This window comes from Rhodanobacter humi, from assembly GCF_041107455.1.
In the GTDB taxonomy this organism is placed as follows: domain Bacteria; phylum Pseudomonadota; class Gammaproteobacteria; order Xanthomonadales; family Rhodanobacteraceae; genus Rhodanobacter_A.
The window spans coordinates 2,732,083-2,754,097 of the sequence record NZ_JBGBPY010000001.1 but is presented as its reverse complement, the minus strand read 5'-3'; the positions used below and the strand labels follow the sequence as shown (position 1 = coordinate 2,754,097).

At 68.2% G+C, this 22,015-nt stretch carries 23 protein-coding genes; 11 read left to right on the top strand and 12 right to left on the bottom strand.

Translation table 11 applies throughout. The features are described from left to right. The first annotated feature begins 15 nt into the window (after positions 1-15). Positions 16-1,380 (top strand): FAD/NAD(P)-binding protein, encoded by a 1,365-nt coding sequence (locus AB7878_RS12100; RefSeq protein WP_369494611.1) that lies wholly within the window; start codon positions 16-18, stop codon positions 1,378-1,380. Positions 1,381-1,561: 181 nt separating this feature from the next. After that, on the top strand, positions 1,562-2,938 hold the full coding sequence (gene cls, locus AB7878_RS12095; RefSeq protein WP_369494610.1) for a cardiolipin synthase: 1,377 nt from the start codon (positions 1,562-1,564) through the stop codon (positions 2,936-2,938). A gap of 80 nt (positions 2,939-3,018) precedes the next feature. Here the strand turns inward: cls and AB7878_RS12090 are convergent, their stop codons facing one another. Beyond that, the gene (locus tag AB7878_RS12090; protein ID WP_369494609.1) at positions 3,019-3,387 is read right to left on the bottom strand and encodes a hypothetical protein; all 369 of its coding nucleotides are present in this window, start codon (positions 3,385-3,387) and stop codon (positions 3,019-3,021) included. A gap of 79 nt (positions 3,388-3,466) precedes the next feature. Between AB7878_RS12090 and pncA the strand changes: the two genes are divergently transcribed. Both pncA and AB7878_RS12080 read left to right on the top strand, forming a co-directional pair. Next, the gene (gene pncA, locus AB7878_RS12085; RefSeq protein WP_369494608.1) at positions 3,467-4,120 is read left to right on the top strand and encodes a bifunctional nicotinamidase/pyrazinamidase; all 654 of its coding nucleotides are present in this window, start codon (positions 3,467-3,469) and stop codon (positions 4,118-4,120) included. Positions 4,121-4,160: 40 nt separating this feature from the next. After that, positions 4,161-5,069, top strand: coding sequence for an ion channel (locus tag AB7878_RS12080; protein WP_369494607.1), 909 nt, complete (start codon positions 4,161-4,163; stop codon positions 5,067-5,069). 104 nt (positions 5,070-5,173) lie between these two features. Here the strand turns inward: AB7878_RS12080 and AB7878_RS12075 are convergent, their stop codons facing one another. Continuing rightward, on the bottom strand, positions 5,174-5,362 hold the full coding sequence (locus AB7878_RS12075) for a CPXCG motif-containing cysteine-rich protein (protein ID WP_369494606.1): 189 nt from the start codon (positions 5,360-5,362) through the stop codon (positions 5,174-5,176). Positions 5,363-5,463: 101 nt separating this feature from the next. Between AB7878_RS12075 and AB7878_RS12070 the strand changes: the two genes are divergently transcribed. Beyond that, positions 5,464-5,733, top strand: a complete 270-nt coding sequence (locus AB7878_RS12070; RefSeq protein ID WP_369494605.1) for a hypothetical protein — start codon at positions 5,464-5,466, stop codon at positions 5,731-5,733. Here AB7878_RS12070 and AB7878_RS12065 read toward each other — a convergent pair. After that, on the bottom strand, positions 5,697-6,173 hold the full coding sequence (locus tag AB7878_RS12065; protein WP_369494604.1) for a putative toxin-antitoxin system toxin component, PIN family: 477 nt from the start codon (positions 6,171-6,173) through the stop codon (positions 5,697-5,699). The genes AB7878_RS12070 and AB7878_RS12065 overlap by 37 nt on opposite strands. Next, complete coding sequence (locus tag AB7878_RS12060) at positions 6,173-6,892, bottom strand: HAD family hydrolase (RefSeq protein WP_369494603.1); 720 nt, start codon at positions 6,890-6,892, stop codon at positions 6,173-6,175. The genes AB7878_RS12065 and AB7878_RS12060 overlap by 1 nt, the downstream gene beginning before the upstream one ends. Before the next feature lie 129 nt (positions 6,893-7,021). Here AB7878_RS12060 and AB7878_RS12055 point away from each other — a divergent pair, with 129 nt between their 5' ends. Next, the gene (locus tag AB7878_RS12055) at positions 7,022-7,846 is read left to right on the top strand and encodes a DUF4377 domain-containing protein (RefSeq protein WP_369494602.1); all 825 of its coding nucleotides are present in this window, start codon (positions 7,022-7,024) and stop codon (positions 7,844-7,846) included. Positions 7,847-7,874: 28 nt separating this feature from the next. Here the strand turns inward: AB7878_RS12055 and AB7878_RS12050 are convergent, their stop codons facing one another. The 4 genes from AB7878_RS12050 to AB7878_RS12035 form a co-directional block, all read right to left on the bottom strand. After that, positions 7,875-8,249: a YciI family protein gene (locus AB7878_RS12050; RefSeq protein ID WP_369494601.1), complete on the bottom strand. Its 375-nt coding sequence runs from the start codon at positions 8,247-8,249 to the stop codon at positions 7,875-7,877. Positions 8,250-8,323: 74 nt separating this feature from the next. Continuing rightward, the gene (locus AB7878_RS12045; RefSeq protein ID WP_369494600.1) at positions 8,324-9,244 is read right to left on the bottom strand and encodes a M14 family metallopeptidase; all 921 of its coding nucleotides are present in this window, start codon (positions 9,242-9,244) and stop codon (positions 8,324-8,326) included. 67 nt (positions 9,245-9,311) lie between these two features. Further along, positions 9,312-9,866 (bottom strand): RBBP9/YdeN family alpha/beta hydrolase, encoded by a 555-nt coding sequence (locus tag AB7878_RS12040; RefSeq protein WP_369494599.1) that lies wholly within the window; start codon positions 9,864-9,866, stop codon positions 9,312-9,314. Between the two features lie 13 nt (positions 9,867-9,879). After that, on the bottom strand, positions 9,880-10,494 hold the full coding sequence (locus AB7878_RS12035) for an OmpH/Skp family outer membrane protein (RefSeq protein ID WP_369494598.1): 615 nt from the start codon (positions 10,492-10,494) through the stop codon (positions 9,880-9,882). 553 nt (positions 10,495-11,047) lie between these two features. On the opposite strand from AB7878_RS12035, the gene AB7878_RS12030 reads away from it, so the two are divergent. The 4 genes from AB7878_RS12030 (at position 11,048) to AB7878_RS12015 (ending at position 15,350) form a co-directional block, all read left to right on the top strand. Next, the gene (locus AB7878_RS12030) at positions 11,048-12,247 is read left to right on the top strand and encodes a serine hydrolase domain-containing protein (protein ID WP_369494597.1); all 1,200 of its coding nucleotides are present in this window, start codon (positions 11,048-11,050) and stop codon (positions 12,245-12,247) included. Positions 12,248-12,507: 260 nt separating this feature from the next. After that, positions 12,508-12,975, top strand: coding sequence for an Hsp20 family protein (locus tag AB7878_RS12025; protein ID WP_369494596.1), 468 nt, complete (start codon positions 12,508-12,510; stop codon positions 12,973-12,975). A 218-nt stretch (positions 12,976-13,193) separates the two neighbouring features. Further along, complete coding sequence (locus tag AB7878_RS12020; RefSeq protein WP_369494595.1) at positions 13,194-13,679, top strand: Hsp20/alpha crystallin family protein; 486 nt, start codon at positions 13,194-13,196, stop codon at positions 13,677-13,679. Positions 13,680-14,063: 384 nt separating this feature from the next. Further along, positions 14,064-15,350, top strand: a complete 1,287-nt coding sequence (locus AB7878_RS12015; protein WP_369494594.1) for a glycoside hydrolase family 2 — start codon at positions 14,064-14,066, stop codon at positions 15,348-15,350. A 151-nt stretch (positions 15,351-15,501) separates the two neighbouring features. Here the strand turns inward: AB7878_RS12015 and AB7878_RS12010 are convergent, their stop codons facing one another. The 4 genes from AB7878_RS12010 to AB7878_RS11995 all read right to left on the bottom strand — a co-directional run bounded on the left by AB7878_RS12010 (position 15,502) and on the right by AB7878_RS11995 (position 20,159). Continuing rightward, positions 15,502-16,155, bottom strand: coding sequence for a DUF6680 family protein (locus tag AB7878_RS12010; RefSeq protein WP_369494593.1), 654 nt, complete (start codon positions 16,153-16,155; stop codon positions 15,502-15,504). 215 nt (positions 16,156-16,370) lie between these two features. After that, entirely contained in the window at positions 16,371-17,138 is a 768-nt protein-coding gene (locus AB7878_RS12005; protein ID WP_369494592.1) for a TSCPD domain-containing protein, read from the bottom strand. Positions 17,139-17,372: 234 nt separating this feature from the next. Beyond that, positions 17,373-17,951 (bottom strand): hypothetical protein, encoded by a 579-nt coding sequence (locus tag AB7878_RS12000; RefSeq protein ID WP_369494591.1) that lies wholly within the window; start codon positions 17,949-17,951, stop codon positions 17,373-17,375. A 45-nt stretch (positions 17,952-17,996) separates the two neighbouring features. Next, the gene (locus tag AB7878_RS11995) at positions 17,997-20,159 is read right to left on the bottom strand and encodes an adenosylcobalamin-dependent ribonucleoside-diphosphate reductase (RefSeq protein WP_369494590.1); all 2,163 of its coding nucleotides are present in this window, start codon (positions 20,157-20,159) and stop codon (positions 17,997-17,999) included. Positions 20,160-20,509: 350 nt separating this feature from the next. On the opposite strand from AB7878_RS11995, the gene AB7878_RS11990 reads away from it, so the two are divergent. Then, the gene (locus AB7878_RS11990) at positions 20,510-21,907 is read left to right on the top strand and encodes a Do family serine endopeptidase (protein ID WP_369494589.1); all 1,398 of its coding nucleotides are present in this window, start codon (positions 20,510-20,512) and stop codon (positions 21,905-21,907) included. The last annotated feature ends 108 nt before the right edge of the window (positions 21,908-22,015 follow it).

Here is a 22,015-nt window from a genome sequence, read left to right as displayed (position 1 = left end):
GCTTCGGAGCAACGCATGCATCGACGTGTCGCCATCATCGGCGGCGGCGCCGCGGCCGCCGCGCTGCTCGGCGAGCTGCTGGAACGCCAGCCGCCGCAGACGCTGCACCTGGACTGGTACACCGGCGGCGGCACGCCGGCACGCGGCGTGGCCTACGCCACGCGTTCCGACCGCCACCTGCTGAACGTGCGCGCAGCCTCGATGGGCATGTTCGCCGGCAAGCCGCAGGGCTTCCTCGACTTCGTGCAGCGCGAGGACCCGTCCGTCGCCGGCACCGACTTCCTGCCGCGCCGGCGCTACGGCGACTACCTCGAGGCCGAGGTGGCGCGCGCGCTGGCACTGGGCAAGGTGCACGGCCACGACGTGCAGATCGTGCCGTTCGCCGCCGACGCCGTGGTGCCCGAGGCCGATGGCGTCACCGTGTTCCGCGGCGAGGAAGGCCGCCGCGTGGACGCCGCGGTGCTGGCGATCGGCGCGCTGCCGACGCAGCCGCTGGCCGGCGTCGACGCCGGCGCGCTGGCCAGCGGCCGCTACGTGGTCGACCCCTGGCCGCTGCTGGCCGCGCCGCCTGCCGCGGCGCCCGCCCACGTGGCGGTGATCGGCCTGGGCCTCACCGCCGCCGACGTGCTGCTGGAACTGGCCGCGCGCTGGCCCGCCACCCGCTTCACCGCGATCTCGCGCCACGGCCTGCTGCCCGAGCCGCACCTGCGCAGCACCGCGCTGCCCAGCGGCGACAGCGCCGAGCTGATCGAAGCCATGCTGGACGCGCCTGAGGTGCGCCGCTGGCTGCACCTGCTGCGCGAGGCAATCGCGCAGGAAGAGGACTGGCGCAGCGTGCTCGACAGCCTGCGCCCGCACACGCCGACGCTGTGGGCCGCACTGTCGCCGGAGCAGCGCCGGCGATTCCAGCGTCATGCGCGCTGGGCCTGGGAACGTGCGCGCCACCGCATGCCGCCGCTGGTGGCCGAAGGCCTCGCCGCGCTGGAGCAGGCGGGCCGCCTGCACCGCCAACGCGGCCATGTGCATCGTGTCGAGCCGGACGGCGACGGCCTGCGCCTCGAACTTCACCCGCACGGCGGCGGCGCGCACGAGCTGCTGCACGCGGACCTGGTGGTGCAGTCGGTGGGCATGGATTTCGACGTGGCGCGCACGCCGCATCCGCTGATGCGCCAGCTGGTGGTGAACCGGCACGTGCTGCCCGACCCGCTGGGGCTGGGCTGCCAGGCCACGCCGCAGGGCCGGCTGCTGCACGAGGGCGGCGCCTGGCCGCGGCTGTTCGCCATCGGCAGCCTGTTGCGCGGTACGCTGTGGGAGTCCACCGCGATGCCGGAAATCCGCCAGCAGGCGCGCGCCGTGGCCGACCAGTTGCTGGCGGATTAGGAGCGTGGGCGGTGGAAGCATTCGAGGCGAAAAGGCTGCCATGCGAGGGTAGATTTTCGACGCTTCGCCGCCCCATAGTGGTTCCATGGGGCAAGAAGCGGCGGAAATATGCACCGCATGGCAGCCTTCGCAGCCCGGCTGATTTCTACCGCCCACGCTCCTGACACGCACCCGGGATCGCATGACCCTCAGCCTGATCGGCGCCGTCGTCCTGCTGCTGCACGCGCTCGGCATCCTCGCCGCCGCGCACGCACTGATGCACACACGCACGCCGCAGGGCACGATCGCCTGGGTGCTCGGCCTGCTGCTGCTGCCCGAACTCACCCTGGTGCCCTACCTGTTCCTGGGTGCGAGTCGCTTCCACGGCTACCTGCATACCCACCACAGCGCCGCGCCGCGCGCGCGGCCCGTGCCGGCGGACGACGGCACCGGCCGCTACGCCGCGATGGTGGCGATGCAGGGCCGCCCGTTCCGCGAAGGCCACCGGCTGCGCCTGCTGGTCGACGGCGACGCCACCTTCGACGCCATCCTCGGCGCGATCGCCGAGGCGCGCCACACCGTGCTGGTGCAGTTCTTCGTGTTCCATGACGACGGCCTGGGCCGGCGCATGCAGCAGGCGCTGCTGGAACGCGCCGCCGCCGGCGTGCGCGTATGCGTGCTGTACGACGGTGTGGGCAGCCACGACTTGCCGCGCCGCTACGTGGAGACGCTGCGCGCGGGCGGCGTGGCGATCCATCCGTTCGCCACCCATCGCTGGCGCAACCGCTTCCAGCTCAATTTCCGCAACCACCGCAAGATCGTGGTGGTGGACGGTGCGCGCGCCTTCATCGGCGGCCTCAACGTGGGCGACGAATACCTGGGCCTGAAACCGCCGTTGGCGCCGTGGCGCGACACGCATCTGGAAATCCGCGGCCCCGCGGTGGCCGACCTGCAGCAGCTGTTCGCCGACGACTGGCTGTGGATCACCGGCGCGCCGCCGCCGTTGCATCCGGCGCCGCCTGCCGACGGCGACGCCCGCGTGCTGGTGGTGGCGAGCGGCCCGGCCGACCCGCAGGAAACCGGCTCGCTGTTCTTCACCGCCGCGATCAACGCGGCGCGCCGGCGCGTCTGGCTCACCACACCCTACTTCGTGCCCGACAGTGCGGTGCGCGCCGCGCTGCGCCTCGCCGTGCTGCGTGGCGTGGACGTGCGCGTGCTGATCCCGGCACGGCCCGACCACCGCACCGTGTTCCTCGCCTCCACCTTGCATGCCCACCACGCGCTGCGCGGCGGCGTGCGCATGCTCCGCTACCAGCCCGGCTTCGTGCACCAGAAAGTGTTGCTGGTCGATGACGACTGCGCCGCGGTGGGCAGCATCAATCTCGACAGTCGCTCGTTCCGGCTCAACTTCGAAGCCAGCGCGCTGGTGCTGGACCACGACTTCGCCGGACAGGTCGAGGCCATGCTCGAAGCCGACTTCGCCAAGGCCCGCACCGTGGAAGCCGGCGAATATCTCGACGCCCCCTACCTGCGCCGGGTGGCGATGCACGTGGCGCGGCTGTTCGATCCGCTGCTGTAGGAGCGGCGTAGGAGCGGCTTCAGCCGCGATTCTTCGCGTTGCCCGTCGCGGCTGAAGCCGCTCCTACGGTCGCCCTACATTCAACGCCGCCAGTGCCCGCCGCAGACCACCCAGGCCGCGAACACGCCAACGGCGCCGCCGATCAGCTCGCACAGCACGCGAGTGCCGATGCCGTCGGGGTCGTGCACTTCGGCCAGCTTGGCGCTGAGCAGCTGCAGCGACTGCAGCCGCCCGTAGTTGAAGTAGAACAGGTTCCACGTGTCGACACGGGCGCTGAGCACCAGCGCGGCGAAATACGCCCAGCCGACCCGGCGCGCATCGCTCCAGCCGTTGCGACGGCCAAGCCAGTGGAACAGCAGGTACAGCACGACGCCGGCCACGGCGCTGATCGCACCGGCCTGCATGCCGCCGATCCAGCCATAGCCCATCCACGATTGGTCGTAGTTCATCGCGCCCTGTTCCGCTCTCATCAACCTGCATTATGCCTGCGCGCTAGACTTCCGCCTTCCCGCCGCGCGCAGGTTCGCCATGTCTCCCGCCATCAACGAACGCACCGCCCTGATCGTGGTCGACGTGCAGCCGGATTTCATGCCCGGTGGCGCGCTGGCCTGCCACGAAGGCGACGCGATCGTGCCCGGCATAGCCCGCCTGCTGCGCGCGCGCCGCTTCCGCCACGTGGTGGCGACGCAGGACTGGCACCCGGCGGGCCATGCCTCCTTCGCCAGTTCGCATCCGGACACGCAGCCGTTCCAGCAGATCGCGCTGCACGGCCAGCCGCAGACGCTGTGGCCGGACCACTGCATGCAGGGCACGCCGGGCGCGGCGCTGCATCCGGATATCGACTGGTCGGCGGCGGACCTGATCCTACGCAAGGGCAGCGACCCGCAGGTGGACTCCTACAGCGCGTTCCGCGAAAACCACGGCCCGCAAGGCAGTCGCCCCGCCACCGGCCTCGCCGGCTGGTTGCGCGAGCGTGGCGTGGAGGAAGTGCTGGTGTGCGGCCTGGCGCGCGATGTCTGCGTGCTGTGGACGGCGCAGGATGCCGTCGCGCTGGGCTTCCGCGCCTGGCTCGCATGGGACCTCAGCCGACCGGTCACGCCGGACTCCGACGATGCCACCCGCGCCAGCCTGCAGTCGCAGGGCATCGGCGTGGTCGACGCGGCCGACTTCGCGATCGCCTAGGTTCCACCCTCGCCACACCTGCCGGGATGTCGCCGCCGCCATGAACCTCAAACACCTGCTGCCCCTGCGGCGCCGACCGCGGATCATCACCATCGGCGGTCGGCCATTCGTCAGCCGCGGCCTGTCCCAGCGACTCTGGGACGACATCTACCACCACGCCCTGACCGTGCGCTGGCCGGTATTCTTCCTGACCGCCGGCGCGGCCTTCCTGCTGCTCAATGCGATCTTCGCTTCGCTCTACCTGCTCGGCGAGCACCCGATCGCGAACCAGTTTCCGCGCGGCTTCGGCGGCGCGTTCTTCTTCAGCGTGGAAACCCTGGCCACGGTCGGCTACGGCGACATGCACCCGCAGACCCTCTATGCGCACTGCGTCGCCACGCTGGAAATCTTCACCGGCATGGCCTGCATCGCGGTGACCACCGGGCTGATCTTCGCGCGCTTCTCGCGGCCGCGCGCCCGGATGACCTTCGCCAGCAATCCGGTCGTGCGCACCGTCGACGGCCGGCAGACGCTGATGATACGCGCGGCCAACATGCGGCAGAACCTGATCAGCGAGGCATACGCCCAACTGCACATGATCCGCCTGGAGACTTCGCCCGAGGGGCTGAAGCTGCGCAAGATCCACGACCTGAAGCTGGTGCGCGACCGCCATCCGATCTTCATCCTCAGCTGGCTGCTGATGCACGTGATCGACGAGAGCAGTCCGCTGTACGGCGTCAGCGCCGAGGCGATGGAGCAGACGCAGACGCTCTTTCTGCTGACCATCGAAGGCATCGACGAAACCACCTCGCAATCCATGCTGGCGCGCCACCAGTGGCGCCACGACGATCTGCGCTGGAACCACCGCTACGCCGACCTCGTCACCGACGACGGGCACGGCCTCAACATCATCGACTACGGCGTCTTCCACGACGTGGTGCCGCTGGAAGACGAGGTGCAATCCGGCTAGCGTGGGCCGCGGGCCACGACCCGCGCCGCCGGCGCGATGCACCGCGCTTCCACCACCCGGCCCTTCGGCCTGCCTTGCGGCGATGTCGAACAGGCTCCGTCCCGTCAGATCCCGTCCTCGCGCGCCGCCTGCACCCGCGGCACGCCGTCCGCGTCGAACGCCACCGCCAGCGCGATCGGCCGGCAGCACACCGCGCAGTCCTCGATGTAGCACTGGTCGTCCACCGACTCGTCCAGCAGCAGCTCGATGATCTCGCCGCAATACGGGCAATCGATGCGATAAGGCACGGGCATGGCAGGCTCCGGCAGCCGCGACGCGCACAAGCTGGCACAACCGCCGTCTACGCAGCGCGTACACTGTGCGCCCACCGCAAGCTGCTGCCCGGACGATGACGATGGCCGAACGCGAATTCCCGGATTACACCGTGCGCTCCGGCGCCAGTCTCGAAGGCTCGCGCTACACGGCGTGGCTGGCGGTGGTGCCGCACGGCCACGGCTTCCCGGCGTACTACGCGATCTGCGAGAACCGCAGCTTCCGCCAGCAGGACGTGGCCGAACACGCCGCCGCCGACGCGCTGGCCGCGGTGCTGGCGCTGGAGGAGGACGGCACGCCGGTGTTCCCGGAGGACTACACCGGCTTCGCCGACGCGGCGCCGGCCGAGTAAACCCGCGTCCACGCCTGCGGCGTGAGGATGTCGAAGCCGTGCTCGCGCCGCGTGCGTCGCGCCAGCTTCAACAGTTCACGGTCACGGCTGAGCAGCCATTGCGCGCCGCTCGCCTGCGCCAGTTCGAGAAACCGCTGGTCGTCGGGATCGGCGCAGCGCGGCAGTTTCGGCATCGCCGGAACGACAGGTCGTCCCGCTGTCGGCAGCAGGCGCACCGATTCGTCGAACGCGGCAACGGCCGCCGCGCGCCGCGCCGCATCCAGCGCCAGTTGCGGATAGCCCAGCACGCGCAGCCATTCGTCGCGGCAAGCCGCGTCGGTCACCGCCTGCACCGCGCCCGCGCGCAGCGCATCGCGCAGCGTCGCGCACGACGCGTCGCCGAACACGAACAGGTCGAGGCAGACGTTGGTGTCCAGCACCAGCCGCGGCAGTGTCGCCATCAGGCCGCGGCCAACGCGTCCAGCTGCGCCAGCGCGGCGGGAATCTCCGCCGCATCCGCCACCGCGCGCATGCGCGGCGCATCGCTGGCGTCCAGGCCGTTCTCCAGCTCGTGCGCCCAGGTCACGTGATAGGGCATGTGCACGCCCCAGCCACCCAGGCGCAGCACCGGCTCGATGTCCGAGCGCAACGAGTTGCCCACCATCGCGAACTCGTGCGCCGCGATGCCGAACTCGGCCAGCAGGCGCCGATACGTGCGCGTGTCCTTCTCCGAGACGATCTCGATGCGGCGGAACAGTTCGGCCAGGCCCGACTCGGCCACCTTCTTCTCCTGGTGGAACAGGTCGCCCTTGGTGATCAGCACCACCGCGTGGCCCGCGGCCACCGCCGCCACCGCCTCGCGGATGCCGGGCAGCAGTTCCACCGGGTGCTGCAGCACGCGCTTGCCGATCGCCACGATGCGGTGGATGTCCCGCGCGCCGATGCGCCCCTCGCTGAGCGCGATCGCGGTCTCCACCATCGACAGCGTCATGCCCTTGGCGCCGTAGCCGAACAGCGCGAGATTGCCGCGCTCGGTGGCCAGCATGCGCTCGTGCACCGCGGCGTCGGCGAGGTCGGCGTAAACGCCCACGATGGCGGCGAACTCGGCATTGGCGTCGCGGTAATAATCCTCGCTGCGCCACAGCGTGTCGTCGCCGTCAAAACCGATCATCTTCAGCATGAGCGCCTCGCAGCATTCGTGTCGCGGACAGGAGCGGCATTGTCCGCCAACGGGCGTACTGCCGCGACATCGCCGTAACGCATTGCATGGCATATGCTCGGACGCTGCGCCCCTCACCGAGAGAACACCATGCGCGTCCACCTGTTGCTGCTGTCGCTGGCCTTCGCCACCTACACCATCGCGCCGGCCGCCAGCAGCACCCAGGCGACGCCGCCGCGCGGGGCGGCGGCTGGCGCGACATCGAAGGCCGCCACGCCGGATGCCGCGCTGCTCGCCGGCTACCATTGGCATCTGACGCAAGCCACCGACCGCAGCGGCCAACGCATGGACGCGCTGTTCGTGCGCCCGGACAAGCCGCTGGAGCTCGATTTCGGCAGCGACCGCATCAGTGTGCGCAACAGCTGCAACGGCATGGGCGGCAGCTATCGCATCGAGAACGGGCAACTCGTGGTCGGCCCGATGATGCACACCATGATGGCCTGCGCCAATTTCGCGCTGAACCGGCTGGACAGCCTGATCGGCGTACGCCTGAGCGTCAGGCCCACGATCACCGTCACGCGCAGCGGCGACAACCCTCTGCTGCGATTGCACACCACCGCCGGAGACACCCTCGTTTTCACCGGCATCCCCACGCCCGCGACCCGCTACGGCGGCCCCGGCGTCACCGAATTCCTCGAAGTGGCGCCGCAGGCCGTGCCGTGCAACCACCCACGGATGCCGGGCGCGCAGTGCCTGGACGTGCGCGAGCTGCACTACGGCGCGAACGGCCTCAAGACCGGCACGCCGGGCAACTGGCATCTGCTGCTGCAGGGGATCGAGGGCTACACGCACCAGCCCGGCGTGCGCAACGTGCTGCGCGTGCAGCGCTACACGGTGAAGCATCCGCCCGCCGACACCTCGCCGGACGCCTACGTGCTGGACATGGTGGTCGAGTCGGAACTCGTCCGGCACTGACGCCGCGGCGGGAAACCGGGCGCAGCGGTCAGGCGCCCACGCGCCGGCGCACCGCGTCGAAGTCGCGCAGCGGCCGCACCTCGATGCAGCCGGTCTGCGCCCACGGCAGTTCGGCGGCCATGCGCACCGCCTCTTCCACGCTGTCCGCCTCGACCAGGTTGAAGCCGGCGAGGTATTCCTTGGTCTCCGCAAACGGGCCATCCAGCACCACGGTCTTGCCCAGCCGGGTGCGCACCGACTTCGCGGTGGCCGGCGCCTCCAGCTGCTGCGCGTCGAGCAGCCGTCCTTCGGCGCGCAACTCGTCCGCGTGGGTGATGCAGGCGTGCATGCGCGTGTCGAATTCGCCCGGCGGCAAGGCGTCCAGCAAGGCATCGTCGCTGTAGACCATCAGCAGGAATTTCATGGCGGGTTCGCGTCGCTGCGGTGGGGAACCGGAATGCTCGCACAGATTCGGCGCCGATGGCCGACGCCGGCGGGTCAGCCATGCGCCAGCGCGTAGTCGATCGCCGCGCGAATCGCCGCGGCCTGCGCGTCGTTGCACTGTGCGGGCGTGGCGCGCGGGCTGTCCGGGTAGACCTCGGTGGTGGTGCGGCAAGGCGCGTCGGTGATGCCGGCGCACAGGCCGAGCTTGCGGCAGTCGTACTCGATCACGCCATGCGCCACCACCGGCGAGCCGATGATGGTGCCGTCGGGATCGGCCGGCGCGATGTGGGTCACCTTGGCCACCGCCGCGATCACCGCCTGCTGGAACGCGGGTTCCGGCCGCGCGCTGTCCGCGCACAGGTAGAAACCGTCGGGGATGGTGCCCGGCTCGCAGGTCTTGCCGTCGCGCGCCGCGAGCGCGGGGCGGAACTCGCTCTCGTCGCTGTCGGTGGTCTCGTGCAGGTCGATGTGCATGCGCGCCACGTCGCGCAGCGGCGCCAGCAACTGCCACAGCGCGGCCGATTCCTGCGCGGGGCTGTGCTCGCGGAAGTTGCGGTTGGGATCGAGCGCATCCGGGTTCCAGCGATGGATGCGCTCGTAGCCCCAGGGACTCACGCAGGGCACGCACAGCAGGTTGATGCGGCCCACGTAGTGCGCGGCATCGCGCTCGAGGAACTGCAGCGCACCGTGGGCGCCGCTGGTCTCATAGCCGTGCACGCCGCCGGTCACCAGCATCACGGGCAGCGCATCGCTCCAGCCGCGGCTGCGCACCGCGTAGAGCGGATAGCTCTCCGGCGCGTAGTCCAGCCGGCCGTATTCGCTGACGTCGAAATGCGCGCGCAGCGCCTCGATGCGGGCTTGCACTTCATCCGCGTAGCTGCGCTTGCGCGTCTGCCGCGCACGCCATTGGGCGATCTCGGTCGGGCCCCACGGGGTGCCGGGGATGCCGATGGGGTAGAAGGCGCTGCTGGTCATGGATGGGGCTCCACGCGGGGACGGGCCGGTCACTGTAGCACCGGCCCCACGCCCCGTCGGCGCGCCGTCACGCCGCGGCGATCAGGCGCTGCAGCAGCGCCAGGCCCTGCGGCCACTCACCCAGGCCGCTGGCGGCGTTGATGTGGCCGGCGTCGCCGATGTCGACCAGTTCGCTGCCCCACGCCGTGGCGCAGGTGCGTGACCAGGCAATGTCGGCATACGGGTCGTTGCGGCTCGCCACCACGATGCTGGGAAACGGCAGCGGCTGCCGCGTGACGGCGAAGCCCTCGGCCTCGGCGGGGAAGGCCGACCCCGCGGGATCGGGCACGGCCACCAGCAGCGCCGCCTTGATGCGCCGCTTCGTGCCGGCGGCCCAGTGCGCCGTCAGCAAGCTGCCTAGGCTGTGCGCCACCAGCACGGTGTCGGCGCCGGATTCGGCCACGGCCTGTTCGAGCGTGATCGCCCACTCGGCGCACACCGGGCGATTCCAGTCGCGCTGGATCACCCGGCGGAAGGCGGGGTTGCGCGCCTCCCACAGGCTCTGCCAGTGCTGCGGCCCGGAATCGCCGATGCCGGGCAGGACGAGCACCGGCGTGCCCGTCGCAGCCGCGTCGTCCCTCATCGTCGCGACGCGCTTACTTGGCGGTGCCGCTCGGCATCGGTTCGAGATTGAAGTTGAGCGTGGTGATCTTCGCGTCCAGGCCACGCACCACGTCGTTGCTGAGGTCGTTGGTGGTATTGCCGCCCAGCACCGCGTCGCGGTTCAGCAGCAAGCCGCAGTGGTGGCTGTTGTACGAGCTCTCGACGATGGACTGCGCCTGCTGGCCGATCTGCTGCATTACCTTGCCGCGGGTCAGCTGGATGCGCTGGTCGAGCTCGTTCACCTGGCCCTGGAAGGTCTGCATGCGCTGCTGCAGCGCTTGGCCCTGCTGCTGGCGCTGCGCCTCGGTGAGCGTGGACGACTTCTGCTGGAAGGCCTGGATCTCGGCATCCAGCGGCTTGCGCTGGTTTTCCAGCAGCGACTGCTGCTGCGTCGCCAGCTGCTTCAGCCGCTCGCTCGCTGCCTGCCCCACCTTGGACTCCGCGAACACCGCCTCGCGCGACAGCATGCACACGCCCGGTACCGGATTGCCGCCCAGCGGATTGCTGGCGGGTGCGGCGGCGGTCTGCGCCGACGACGTCACGGGAGCGAAAGCCAGGCCAGCAGCGGCGGCCAGTGCGGCGACAAGCAGGGGACGATGCATGTTCATGGGGATATCCGGTGGCAGGGTTCGAGGGGTCCGCGGACCAGGATGGCCCACGGCATCGCGCCATCCTACTCGCGGCAAGCTGTCTGCTGAATGGCCGCGGGGGCGAGGCGGGTGTCTTGCCCCCGCGATGCGAGCTTGCCTCCCGCATGGAACAAACGGGCTCGATCTCGTTTCCAGGGATGGCTGCATTTCCTGATTCCCGCCGTCTCGCGGGTCCGGTCCCGGGTTTCTATCGCCGTCCCAGTGTGACTTAATCCCCTTCGTCCCCTGTTGCCCGAGCGGAACGGACCATGGCTTTAGAGCCTGCTCAATATCTCCACGTAGCCCGCGTTGCCTTGCCGTGGCCGTCAGGTGGTAGTGCGTGGCGCAGCGCCTGACTGGCTGTCAGGCCAAGCCGCGCGCTGCCGCATGGCGGCCACGGCAAGGCAACCCGAAGGGCCGGGTCTGTTTGTCCGCATCCCTGCGTCATCACTCGGTCGTGGACGGACGTCCACTCCTTCCTTCTTCCTTGGCCTGCGTGCAAACAGCTCCCGGCGCGGGCCACGCGGAGATATTGAGCAGGCTCTTACGCTGGATCGCCTGCCTGTTGCTGCTGCTGAGCGCTGACGCGTGGGCCGGCGGCCCCGTCGCCACGGTGCGCGTCGCCTTCGACCGCGACGGCATCACCGCGATCCGCGTGCACGGCTATGCCGACCTGGCCACCGGCCGCAAGGTCACCGCCGACGACCCGGTGCGCATCGCCTCGATCTCCAAGCTGGTCACCACGCTGGGCGTGATGCGGCTGGTGGAGGCCGGCAAGCTCGACCTCGATGCGGACGCGTCCACCCTGCTCGGCTGGCGGCTGCGCAATCCGGCCTTCCCGGATACGCCGATCACCCTGCGCCTGCTGCTGTCGCACCGCTCCAGCCTCACCGACGCCGCCGGCTACTGGCAGACGCCGCTGGGCGGCGAGCTGCGCGACATCCTCAAGGACCCGCGCGCCTGGGACACGAAACATGCGCCGGGCACTTACTTCCATTACACCAACCTCAACTTCCCGCTGGTGGCGCAGATCATGGAGCGCGCCACCGGCGAGCGCTTCGACCAGCTGATGGCGCGCCTGGTGCTGCACCCGCTGGGCATAGACGCCTGCTTCAACTGGGCGCTGTGCAGCGACGCCACCGCTGCCCGCGCGGTGGTGCTGTACGACGCCGACGGCGAGCCGGTGAAGGACGACAACCACGGCCGCAAGCCCGCCTGCCCGGTGACGCCGGCCAGCGACGGCAGCTGCGACCTGTCGCGCTGGCGCGCCGGCGAGAACGGCGCGCTGTTCTCGCCGCAGGGCGGCCTGCGCATTTCCGCCAAGGGGCTGGCGCGCATCGGCGAACTGCTGCTCGGCGACGGCCGCATCGACGGCAAGCGCCTGCTCAAGCCCGGCTCCATCGAGGCGATGATCACGCCCGAGTGGCAATACCGCCCCGGCGACGGCCTGACGTACGAGGAAGACGGCGGCAACGTCGACCAAGGCTTCTTCTGCCGCTACGGCCTCGCCGTGCAGACGCTGGCCACGCCGGTGCAAGGCTGCCGCGACGACCCGTTCGGCGATGGCGTGCCGCGCGTGGGGCATTCGGGTTCCGCCTACGGGTTGCAGGCCGGGCTGTGGGTGGATCGCAAGCGCGGCACCGGCGTGGTCTGGTTCGCCACCGGCATGCCGGACGATCGGCTGGGCGGCAAATCGGCGTTCAGCGCGGTGGAAGAGAGCTTGGCGCATTAGCTGCCCCGCCTTTCGGGTCGCCTGGCCGTGGCTGCCCCATCCGGATGCACCGGAACACTTCTTCGGACCATCCACGGCCACCCCGGAGCCCGCCGGACCCGGCCATCTGGATGGCTAAACGAAGACTGAAAGCGGGGTCTTGAAAAGTGTTTTTCAGTGCATAAAATGCTGCGCGCCGGACGCCGCGGGTCCGGCTGGCCGCGACCGTTCGCGGCGCGGCGAATAGTCCTTTTCCATGTTGCTCTCATGAGGATATGGCCATGCGCACTGTTCTTGATTTTTCACCTCTCCATCGCTCCAGCATCGGTTTCGAGCGCATTTTCGGCTTGCTCGAAGCGGCCCAGGCACAACCGTCCGACAACTGGCCGCCCTTCGACACCATGAAGCTCTCCGAGGATCGCTACCGCATCAGCATGGCGGTGGCCGGCTTCAAGCGCGACGAGATCGATATCTCCGTGCAGGAGAACCTGCTCGTCGTCAAGGGCGAACGCAAAAACGACGTCGAAGGCGAATACCTGCATCGCGGCATCGCCTCCCGCCCGTTCGTCCGCCGCTTCGAACTGGCCGAGCACGTCCGGGTCACCGATGCCCATCTCGCCGACGGCCTGCTCAACATCAGCCTCAAGCGCGAATTGCCCGAAGCCATGAAGCCACGCCGGATCCAGATCAATACCGACGATGCGACGCTGGCGAAAGTCCGGCAGATCGAGCAGCAGGCGGTTGCCTGATTCTCCGCACCGTTCCGCATCGCACGACGCGACGTGGCTTCGGGTGCACCTTTCGCCTGCGTGCTCCTGTCACTGCACGCAGGCTTTTTTTGAGCGCCCGCACGACTGCCCGGCAAGGAGGTGCTGGCGGCAGCCTGCATCGACAGCCAAGGCTCATGAAACATCAACAGGCGGCTACCTTTCCCACACGGCAACCGTCTACCGCGGAGGTTTTTGCCATGAACAGCAAATCGATACGCACGCCCGATTGGCCGGGCCACTCACCCGCGCAAGATCCGATCAAGCAACTCTTCGACAGGGTCTTCGAGGGCGGCCTTTTCCAGAACGCCTCGTCCGACGATTCCTCGGTCGTCACTAGCCAATGGGTTCCCCGCGTCGACATCAAGGAAGAGGCCCATCGGTTCGTCCTCTATGCTGATATCCCGGGCGTCGAACCGGATGCGATCGAGGTGCAGATGGACAAGGGGATGCTCACCATCAAGGGGGAACGCAAGGCCGAGGTCGAGCAAAGCACCGAGCAATTCACCCGCGTCGAACGCCGCTACGGGGCTTTCCATCGACGCTTCGCCCTGCCCGACAGCGCGGATCCGGACGGCATCACCGCAACAGGGCGCAACGGCGTGCTGCAGATCACGATACCGAAGCGCCCTGAAACCACGCCGCGCCGCATCCGGGTGGGCAAGGCGGGCGCCGACGCGCCTTGATGCGCCGAATGCCCGCTGGGCCGGTCCTGCGGGACGGGCGCCTGGATGCCGCGCCCGTCCCGGAGGGTCCGGAGTGGCCCAGGCTTTATGCATCCGGCCTTCCTCTTCGGAAGTGAATCCGCTGTGCGTACCTCCCGCGCCCCTGATGCCCGCCACAACGATCGACACGGGGCCGAGGCGCAGGCCCGGCACGCGTGCGTTGCCAAGATCCCCGCGAGTCGGCGAATCGATCTGCGGGCAAGCCGGACCCGGTAACAGCCACGCTAAGCCAGCCCCAGGCGAATCGCTGGTGACGGGAGACGCCACAGGCCCATGCCAGCGCAATGCACCGCTGTCGGCTCCTGCAATAATGCGCACCGCCTCCGGAAAACGGTACCGCCGACTGTGCCGCCGATCGACCCGACACAACGCAAGCTGTTCATAGCCATCGTCGCGGCGACGCTGCTGGCCTTGGTCATCGTGATCGCCGACCTGGCCAGCGGCGGCCGTCCCGATCCGCAGCCGCTGCGCGCCGCCGCCACCTTGCTCGATGGCACCTGGCGCTTCCATGTCGGCGACGACCCGCGCTGGGCGGACGCCGCTACCGACGAGAGCGCTTGGGAGACGATCGACATGACCGCCTTGCCTGGCAGCCACGACGGCGACGTGGGCCTGCCCGATTACGTGGGCGGCTGGATGGCGCACGGCCATCCCGGCTACCACGGCTACGCCTGGTATCGGCGCGCGGTGACGGTGCCGGCCGGGCACGCGTCGTGGGACGTCCTCGGGCCCACCCTCGTCGAGGACGGCTACGAGCTGTATTGGAACGGCCGGTTGCTGGGCGGATCGGGCCGACTCGGCGCGGATCCGCGCGTCGTCGGCACGCGGCCACTGCAGTTCGCCCTGCCCACCGATGCAGCGGGCAGCCGCGGCGTGCTCGCCATCCGCACCTACATGGACTCCGGCTCGGCGAGCAGCGCCGACGGCGGCGGCATGCACACCGCGCCCATCCTTGCGCCTCGACCGACCAGCGATGCGCTGCACCGTGTGCAATGGCAGCGCACCATCGCCGGCTACATCGTCGAGGTGATCGAACCGATCGCGATGCTGGCCGTCATAGCCTTGGCGCTCGGCTACCGGTCACGCAGCAGTCGCAAGGGTTTCCTGGTCTTCGCCAGTATCGCGCTCGCGCTGATGGCAGCCCGGCGCCTCAACAATGCCATCACCGCATGGACCGACCTGATGGACCTGACCACCTATGCATGGCTGGCGTCGGTGATGTGGATACCGACGGTGGCCGCGTGGACATGGGCATGGAACCGCTGGTGCCCGCGTCCGTGGCGCAGCATCGATGTGACGGCGCTGGCACTGGCGGTCGCCGCGTTGGTCGGCTTCGCGATCCATTCGGCGAGCTGGACCAGTGCCAGCCGGCTGGCATCGATCGCGCTGTTCGTCGTGATCGGCGTGCGCATGGTCCGCAGCGGTCCGATGCGGAGCCTGGCGATCGTCACGCTGGCCGCGGTCATGGCCGCGCTGTTCGGCAGCGAGCTGCTCGACCCACTCGGCGTGCCGGGCATCTGGTTCCCGTTTGGCATCGGCGTGTCACGGACGCAATACGTCTACGCAATTGCCATTCCGCTGCTGGCCGTGCTGATCGTGCGGACCTTGTCCTTGCAGAAGGCGCGGCGATGAGCGCGGAAATCGTCCCCGGCACCTTTTGCGCAAACGTCCCTGACACCGCTTCCCGCCGGATTCACGAACAGCCGCGGGTGTCGTCCATCTTGATGATCTTCCAGCTTCCGCCGCTGCGCTGGAGGAAGACCAGCACGCCGAACCGACCCCGCTATCCAACGTCGCCCTTGTTAGTGCTGTTGACCATCGTGATGCGCAATGCGCCGGCCCCGCTCAATGCGTCGGCTAGCTTGCCCTGCAATTTGACTTGCGCATCCACAGCCTCCTGACTGACAGGGAAGCCCGTCACTTCCATCTTGATGGACCGCCCCCCGGCAAGCACTTCGCCAAGAGCGACGCGCAACTCGCGAAACTGTTGTTCTTGCGCACCATGAGCTATGGGCGAATAAGCACCCTTTTTAAGCTGGACGCGTTCAAACGAGTAACCCACATCCTTTGCCATCGCGCTCAAGATATTGGCGAATAGCTCTGCGCTCTGAGCTCCCCATGCAGCGTCATCCGTTTGCGGAGTGCTGAGGTGGTCGAGGTACTCATGCCACGTATCCGTGACTGCAGTTTCTGTCTTTGTTGGCAGGTAGACCCCGAAAGGACGCCGCCCGTAGAACGCGAGGTCAATCATGTTCAGCGCCTGCACATGCTCCATTGAGAGCCGGTTAGCGCGCGTGGCCATGAGTTGGCGAAAAACCCACAACTTGCGTTGTTTTCGTTCCCTTGCACGCTCAACCCATTTTTGCGCCTGCACGGCCAAGATCGGGCCCACCAGCGTCGCAAACACCGTGGCTGCCGGCCATCCCCATTCGCTCATAGATCCTCCGTGGGTCACTGAGTGGATGCCACTATACGGGAGAGGCTGCGGGACTGCTGTTTCACAGGTGACCCCGTGCCCCAGAAGCAACAAACCCGGCGCGGTGGCCAGGTTGCTGTAAGACGCTGATTTTACCGACAGGGATGGAGTAGTAGAGAGGCGGAGGCCGAACCCACGAAACGCTTACTCACACCAGATTCCGAATAAGGCTTACTTCACCCGCACTTCGAATACCCACAATTCAAGCAAGTCTGGCACCCATCCATCAGCACCAGTGCCTGGGTGTTGCACTTGTGGCACAGCGTGGCGCCGGGCGGGAAGCTGCCGGCTTCGGATTCGGCCGGGGCGGTCGCGGCTGAAGCCGCTCCTACGGGGGAGGCGGTGCCGGCGTCAGAGTTTTTTTTTGCGCTGGCCGCCTCGTAGGCGGCGCGCTTCTCGGCGATCAGGGCGCGCTGGCTGTCGCTCATCTCGGGGTCGTGGATGAGGCCGATGTTCTTCATGTGCTGCTCGATCACGCCGCCGATCTCGGCGACGATGCTGGGCATGTAGACGCCGCCGGCCTTGAAGTAGCCGCCGCGGGGGTCGAACACGGCCTTCAGCTCTTCCACGATGAAGGTGACATCGCCGCCCTTGCGGAACACGGCGGAGAGGATGCGGGTGAGCGCCACGATCCACTGGAAGTGGTCCATGTTCTTCGAGTTGATGAAGATCTCGAAGGGGCGGCGCTGCTCGTGCTTGGTGCCGGCGTTGAGCACGATGTCGTTGATGGTGACGTACAGCGCGTGCTCGAACAGCGGTGACTTGATCTTGAAGGTGGAGCCGATCAGCGTCTCGGGACGCTCCAGGCTCTCGTGCATCTGGATGACTTCGGCCTGGCGCGGCTCGGCGGCCTTGGCCTTTTCGGGTGTGGCGGCCGGCGCGGCCTTGTCCTCGGGCTTGACGACGTTGTAGCCCTTGATCTTCTTTTCGATCTTGATCGCCATGGTGTGGTGTTCTTCCTGGATGGATGGCGGCGCGCAGCTATGGATCCGGCCTGCAAAGATTCCGCTGTTGCCCTTCGACTTCCTCGCTCCTCAGAGCTGCGGCCTTCCATGGCCGCTCCCCGCGTCCGCTTCGCTACGCTCAGGGCGAACGGTTCGCGCATCGTATTTGCGGGTTGGACCAATTAAGAGAAAAACAGCCGGCCCGGCGCGTGGCCGGGCCGGCTGTTTCGGGACTTACTTCTTGCGGGCGACTTTCTTGGCGGGCTTCTTCGCCGCCTTGGCAGGCGCCTTCTTGCTGGCAGTGGACCTCTTGACCGCCTTGGCGGCCTTCTTCACGGCAGCCTTCTTGGCTGTCTTCTTGGGAGCGGCTTTCTTCGCCGTCTTCTTGCTGCTGACCTTCTTTGCGGCTTTCTTGGCGACTTTCTTCGCCTTGCCGGCAACCTTCTTCGCGGCCTTCTTCACCGCCTTCTTCGCGGTGGCGGCCTTCTTCACGACTTTCTTCGCGGCCTTCTTGACGGCCTTCTTCGCCGTCTTCTTGGCGGCAGCCTTCTTCACGGCCTTCTTCGCCGTCTTCTTCGCGGCGGCCTTCTTCTTGGCCGGAGCCTTCTTCGCTGCCGCCTTCTTGGCGGCGGGCTTCTTGGCCGCGGCCTTCTTCGGCGCAGCCTTCTTCTTGGCGGCCTTCTTCGCTGCCTTCTTCGGCGCGGCGGCCGGCATGGCCGGCGCGGGTGCGGCGACCGGAGCGGCGACGACCGGCGCCGCAGGGGCGTCCGGCGTGACGGTGTCTTTCACTTCGAAATCGGTATCGATGGACATGCAGGTGTTCCCCTCGGGCAGTGGTCGTTGCTTCGTGGATTCGGGTCAGAACTTGCCGTAATACCCTTCCTTCAAGGCATCGAACAGGTTCGCCGCGGTGTGCAGCTCGCCGTCGTATTCCACTTCTTCATTGCCTCGAAGTTCGATAACGCTACCGTCTTCCAGTTCGAAGTGGTAGAGGGTGTTCGCAAGGTCGGCCTCCTTCACCAGCACGCCCTGGAAGGCGGCGGGGTTGAAGCGGAAGGTGGTGCAGCCTTTCAGGCCCTGCTTGTAGGCGTAGAAGTAGATGTCCTTGAAGTCTTCGTAGGGGTAGTCGGTGGGCACGTTCGCGGTCTTGGAGATCGACGAATCGATCCACTTCTGCGAGGCCGCCTGGATGTCGACGTGCTGCTTCGGGCCGATGTCGTCGGCGGCCACGAAGTAGTCCGGCAGCCTGGTCTGCGGATCGTCGGAGAACGGCAGCGCGTTCGCGTTGATCAGCGCGCGGTAGGCCAGCAGCTCGTAGCTGTAGACCTCGACTTTTTCCTTCGATTTCTTGCCTTCGCGGATCACGTTGCGCGAGTAGTGGTGGGCGAAGCTTGGCTCGATGCCGTTGCTGGCGTTGTTGGCCAGCGACAGCGAGATGGTGCCGGTCGGCGCGATCGAGCTGTGGTGGGTGAAGCGCGCGCCGGTCTCGGCGAGTTCGGCCACCAGATTCGGCGCCACCTCGGCGACGCGCTGCATGTAGCGGCTGTACTTCGCGTGCAGCACGCGGCCGGGAATGGCGTCGCCGACCTTCCAGCCGTCGCGCACCATTTCCGGGCGGCGGCGCAGCATGTCGCCGGTGATGACGTAGTCCTTCGCGAGGATGGGCGCGGGGCCTTTTTCCTTCGCCAGATCCAGCGCCACTTCCCACCCGGCCACGGCCATCTCGCGCGAGACATCCTCGGTGAACGCCACCGCCTCGGCCGAGCCGTAGCGGTGCTTGAGCATGGTGATCGTGCTGCCCAGGCCCAGGAAGCCCATGCCGTGGCGGCGCTTGCCCATGATCTCGTCGCGCTGCTGCTGCAGCGGCAGGCCGTTGATCTCCACCACGTTGTCGAGCATGCGGGTGAAGATCTTCACCACCTCGCGGTACTCGTCCCAGTCGAAGCGCGCCTTCGGCCCGAACGGATCGCGCACGAAGGTGGTGAGGTTGACCGAACCGAGCAGGCAGGAGCCGTAGGGCGGCAAGGGCTGCTCACCGCACGGGTTGGTAGCGCGGATGTGCTCGCACCACCAGTTGTTGTTCATCTCGTTGACCTTGTCGATCAGGATGAAGCCGGGCTCCGCGTAGTCGTACGTGGAGACCATGATCATGTCCCACAGGTGCCGCGCGCGGATGTGTCCGTAGATCTTGCAGGCGACCAGGCCATCTTCGCGGTCGACGTAGTTCTCGTGGGTGGGCCATTCGCGCCACACCACCTTGGCCGGATCGTCGAGGTCGACCTCGTCCTGTTCCTTGACGTGCACCGGGAACACCAGCGGCCAGTCGTGGTCGTGTTCCACCGCCTGCATGAAGCCGTCGGTGACGAGCAGGCTGAGATTGAACTGGCGCAGGCGGCCATCCTCGCGCTTGGCGCGGATGAATTCCTTCACGTCGGGATGCGACACATCGAACGTGCCCATCTGCGCACCGCGGCGGCCGCCGGCGGACGAGACGGTGAAACACATCTTGTCGTAGATGTCCATGAAGGACAGCGGGCCCGAGGTGTACGCACCGGCGCCCGACACGTAGGCGCCGCGCGGACGCAGCGTGGAGAACTCGTAGCCGATACCGCAGCCGGCCTTCAGCGTGAGGCCCGCTTCGTGCACCTTCTCCAGGATGTCGTCCATCGAATCGCGGATGGTGCCGGACACGGTGCAGTTGATCGTGGAGGTGGCCGGCTTGTGCTCCAGCGCGCCGGCGTTGGAAGTGATGCGACCGGCCGGGATCGCGCCACGGCGCAGCGCCCACAGGAAGCGTTCGTTCCAGTGCTCGCGCAGCTCGGGCGTGGTTTCCACTTCGGAGAGTGCACGCGCCACGCGCTGCCAGGTGCCGTCGATGTCGGCGTCGACCGGCTCGCCGGCCTTGGTACGCAGGCGGTATTTCTTGTCCCAGATGTCCTGCGAGGCGGGCTGCAGCGGGATCGCCGCGGCGGCGTCGCGTTGCAGTTCCGAACCCGTGACTGGCGCACGCGCTGTGCTCATCGGCTTCCTGACCTCCCAGTGCGGCCTTGCGGCCTTGTTTTTATGACTACTGTTGTTGATGTGGGTCCGCACCATCGGCTGCGGCGCGTGGCGGGCTGGATACCGCGGCAACGCCATGTTGACCGACTGCCGGACCCGCCCCCTCGAAAGGCGCCACCCCACCAGTGCTTGGCCGATCGCTTGAGAGCGGACACAAGATGTTGTGGTTGCGAATAGATGGCAAGTTACCCCCGGGGAAGCCCGATGTAAAGTGGCGCGAGCGTCGCGGCGGCCACGCCGATCATGGGGAACCGCGGCGCCTCGTCTGCAGTCGAAGGCGCGCCGTTCTTGCATCCGACAGGAGGAGTCCGATGGCATCCCGTCACCCGCGTTTTTCACCCTGGCTGAGCGCCTCTCTGGCGCTGCTGCTCGGCGTCGCCCTGCCCGACACGAGCCGCGCCGCGATGCCGCCCGCGGTGGATGGTCAGGCGATGCCGTCGCTGGCGCCGATGCTGGAGCACGTGACGCCGGCGGTGGTGAACATCTCCAGCAAGACGCGGGTGCAGGTGCGCAATCCTTACTTCGACGATCCGATCTTCCGCCAGTTCTTCGGCCTGCCCGCGGTGCCGCGCGAGCGGGTGGAGCAGAGCCTGGGTTCGGGCGTGATCGTGGACGCGGCGAAGGGCTACATCCTCACCAACAACCACGTGGTGGGCGGCGCCGACGACATCACGGTGACGCTGCAGGGCGGCCGCACGTACAAGGCGAAGCTGGTCGGCACCGATCCCGACACCGACGTGGCGGTGATCCGGATCCAGGCGCCGAACCTGCAGGCGCTGCCGCTGGCCGACTCCTCGAAGCTGCGCGTGGGCGACTTCGTGGTGGCGGTGGGCGAACCGTTCGGGCTGAGCGAGACGGTGACCTCGGGCATCGTTTCCGCGCTGGGCCGCTCGGGGCTGGGCCCGTCGTCGTCAGGCACGGGGGGTTTCCAGAACTTCATCCAGACCGACGCCTCGATCAACCCCGGCAACTCCGGCGGCGCGCTGGTGAACCTGCGCGGCCAGCTGGTGGGCATCAACACCATGATCTTCTCGCCCTCGGGCGGCAACGTGGGCATCGGCTTCGCGATCCCCAGCAACCTCGCCGCCGAGGTGATGCAGCAGCTGATCGCGCACGGCAAGGTGCAGCGCGGCACGCTGGGCCTGCAGTCGCAGGACATCACCCCGCGCATCGCGCGTCTGCTGAACCTGGCGCAAGACCAGGGCGTGGTGGTCACCGGCGTCAACGCGGGCTCGCCCGCCGAGCAGGCCGGCCTGCAGCCCGGCGACGTGCTCACCGCGATCGACGGCAAGCCGCTGCGCGACGTGAACGAGCTGCGCAACACCGAGGGCCTGCTGCCGGTGGGCAGCACGGTGAAACTGGGCGTGCTGCACGACGGCAAGACGCGCGAGGTGAGCGCGGTGCTGCGCCCGGAGAAAATCGCCAGCCTCGCCGGCGCCAGCCTCGACCCGCGCCTGGCCGGCGTCACCTTCAACGAGCTCAGCGAGAGCCAGCGCAGCCAGGGCATGTACGGCGTGGCGGTGGGCGCGGTGCAGCCAAACAGCCGCGCCGCCACCGCGGGGCTCGGCGAAGGCGACGTCGTGATCGGCGTGGGCAACCAGCGCATCACCGGCCTGCGCATGCTGCGCGAGCTGGCCGGCGTGCGGCCGCGCCAGTTGGTGCTGGTGGTGGCCGATGCCGAGGGCACGCATTACGTATTAATCCAGTAGGAGCGGCTTCAGCCGCGACTGGGGCTGGGGAATCGCGGCTGAAGCCGCTCCTACAGTCGCTCCGCCCGGCAGCGGGGCTCGCCCACCGCAGCCCCATGCGCCGACGCA

Coding starts and splice junctions, on each gene's coding strand:
- AB7878_RS12050 (WP_369494601.1), bottom strand. CDS start 8,249: ATGAAATTCCTGCTGATGGTCTACAGCGACGATGCCTTGCTGGACGCC.
- AB7878_RS12065 (WP_369494604.1), bottom strand. CDS start 6,173: ATGGCGACACTGCCGCGGCTGGTGCTGGACACCAACGTCTGCCTCGAC.
- cls (WP_369494610.1), top strand. CDS start 1,562: ATGACCCTCAGCCTGATCGGCGCCGTCGTCCTGCTGCTGCACGCGCTC.
- AB7878_RS12035 (WP_369494598.1), bottom strand. CDS start 10,494: ATGAACATGCATCGTCCCCTGCTTGTCGCCGCACTGGCCGCCGCTGCT.
- AB7878_RS12080 (WP_369494607.1), top strand. CDS start 4,161: ATGAACCTCAAACACCTGCTGCCCCTGCGGCGCCGACCGCGGATCATC.
- AB7878_RS12045 (WP_369494600.1), bottom strand. CDS start 9,244: ATGACCAGCAGCGCCTTCTACCCCATCGGCATCCCCGGCACCCCGTGG.
- AB7878_RS12020 (WP_369494595.1), top strand. CDS start 13,194: ATGAACAGCAAATCGATACGCACGCCCGATTGGCCGGGCCACTCACCC.
- AB7878_RS12040 (WP_369494599.1), bottom strand. CDS start 9,866: ATGAGGGACGACGCGGCTGCGACGGGCACGCCGGTGCTCGTCCTGCCC.
- AB7878_RS11990 (WP_369494589.1), top strand. CDS start 20,510: ATGGCATCCCGTCACCCGCGTTTTTCACCCTGGCTGAGCGCCTCTCTG.
- AB7878_RS12060 (WP_369494603.1), bottom strand. CDS start 6,892: ATGCTGAAGATGATCGGTTTTGACGGCGACGACACGCTGTGGCGCAGC.
- AB7878_RS12025 (WP_369494596.1), top strand. CDS start 12,508: ATGCGCACTGTTCTTGATTTTTCACCTCTCCATCGCTCCAGCATCGGT.
- AB7878_RS12010 (WP_369494593.1), bottom strand. CDS start 16,155: ATGAGCGAATGGGGATGGCCGGCAGCCACGGTGTTTGCGACGCTGGTG.
- AB7878_RS12000 (WP_369494591.1), bottom strand. CDS start 17,951: ATGTCCATCGATACCGATTTCGAAGTGAAAGACACCGTCACGCCGGAC.
- pncA (WP_369494608.1), top strand. CDS start 3,467: ATGTCTCCCGCCATCAACGAACGCACCGCCCTGATCGTGGTCGACGTG.
- AB7878_RS11995 (WP_369494590.1), bottom strand. CDS start 20,159: ATGAGCACAGCGCGTGCGCCAGTCACGGGTTCGGAACTGCAACGCGAC.
- AB7878_RS12090 (WP_369494609.1), bottom strand. CDS start 3,387: ATGAACTACGACCAATCGTGGATGGGCTATGGCTGGATCGGCGGCATG.
- AB7878_RS12100 (WP_369494611.1), top strand. CDS start 16: ATGCATCGACGTGTCGCCATCATCGGCGGCGGCGCCGCGGCCGCCGCG.
- AB7878_RS12075 (WP_369494606.1), bottom strand. CDS start 5,362: ATGCCCGTGCCTTATCGCATCGATTGCCCGTATTGCGGCGAGATCATC.
- AB7878_RS12055 (WP_369494602.1), top strand. CDS start 7,022: ATGCGCGTCCACCTGTTGCTGCTGTCGCTGGCCTTCGCCACCTACACC.
- AB7878_RS12070 (WP_369494605.1), top strand. CDS start 5,464: ATGGCCGAACGCGAATTCCCGGATTACACCGTGCGCTCCGGCGCCAGT.
- AB7878_RS12005 (WP_369494592.1), bottom strand. CDS start 17,138: ATGGCGATCAAGATCGAAAAGAAGATCAAGGGCTACAACGTCGTCAAG.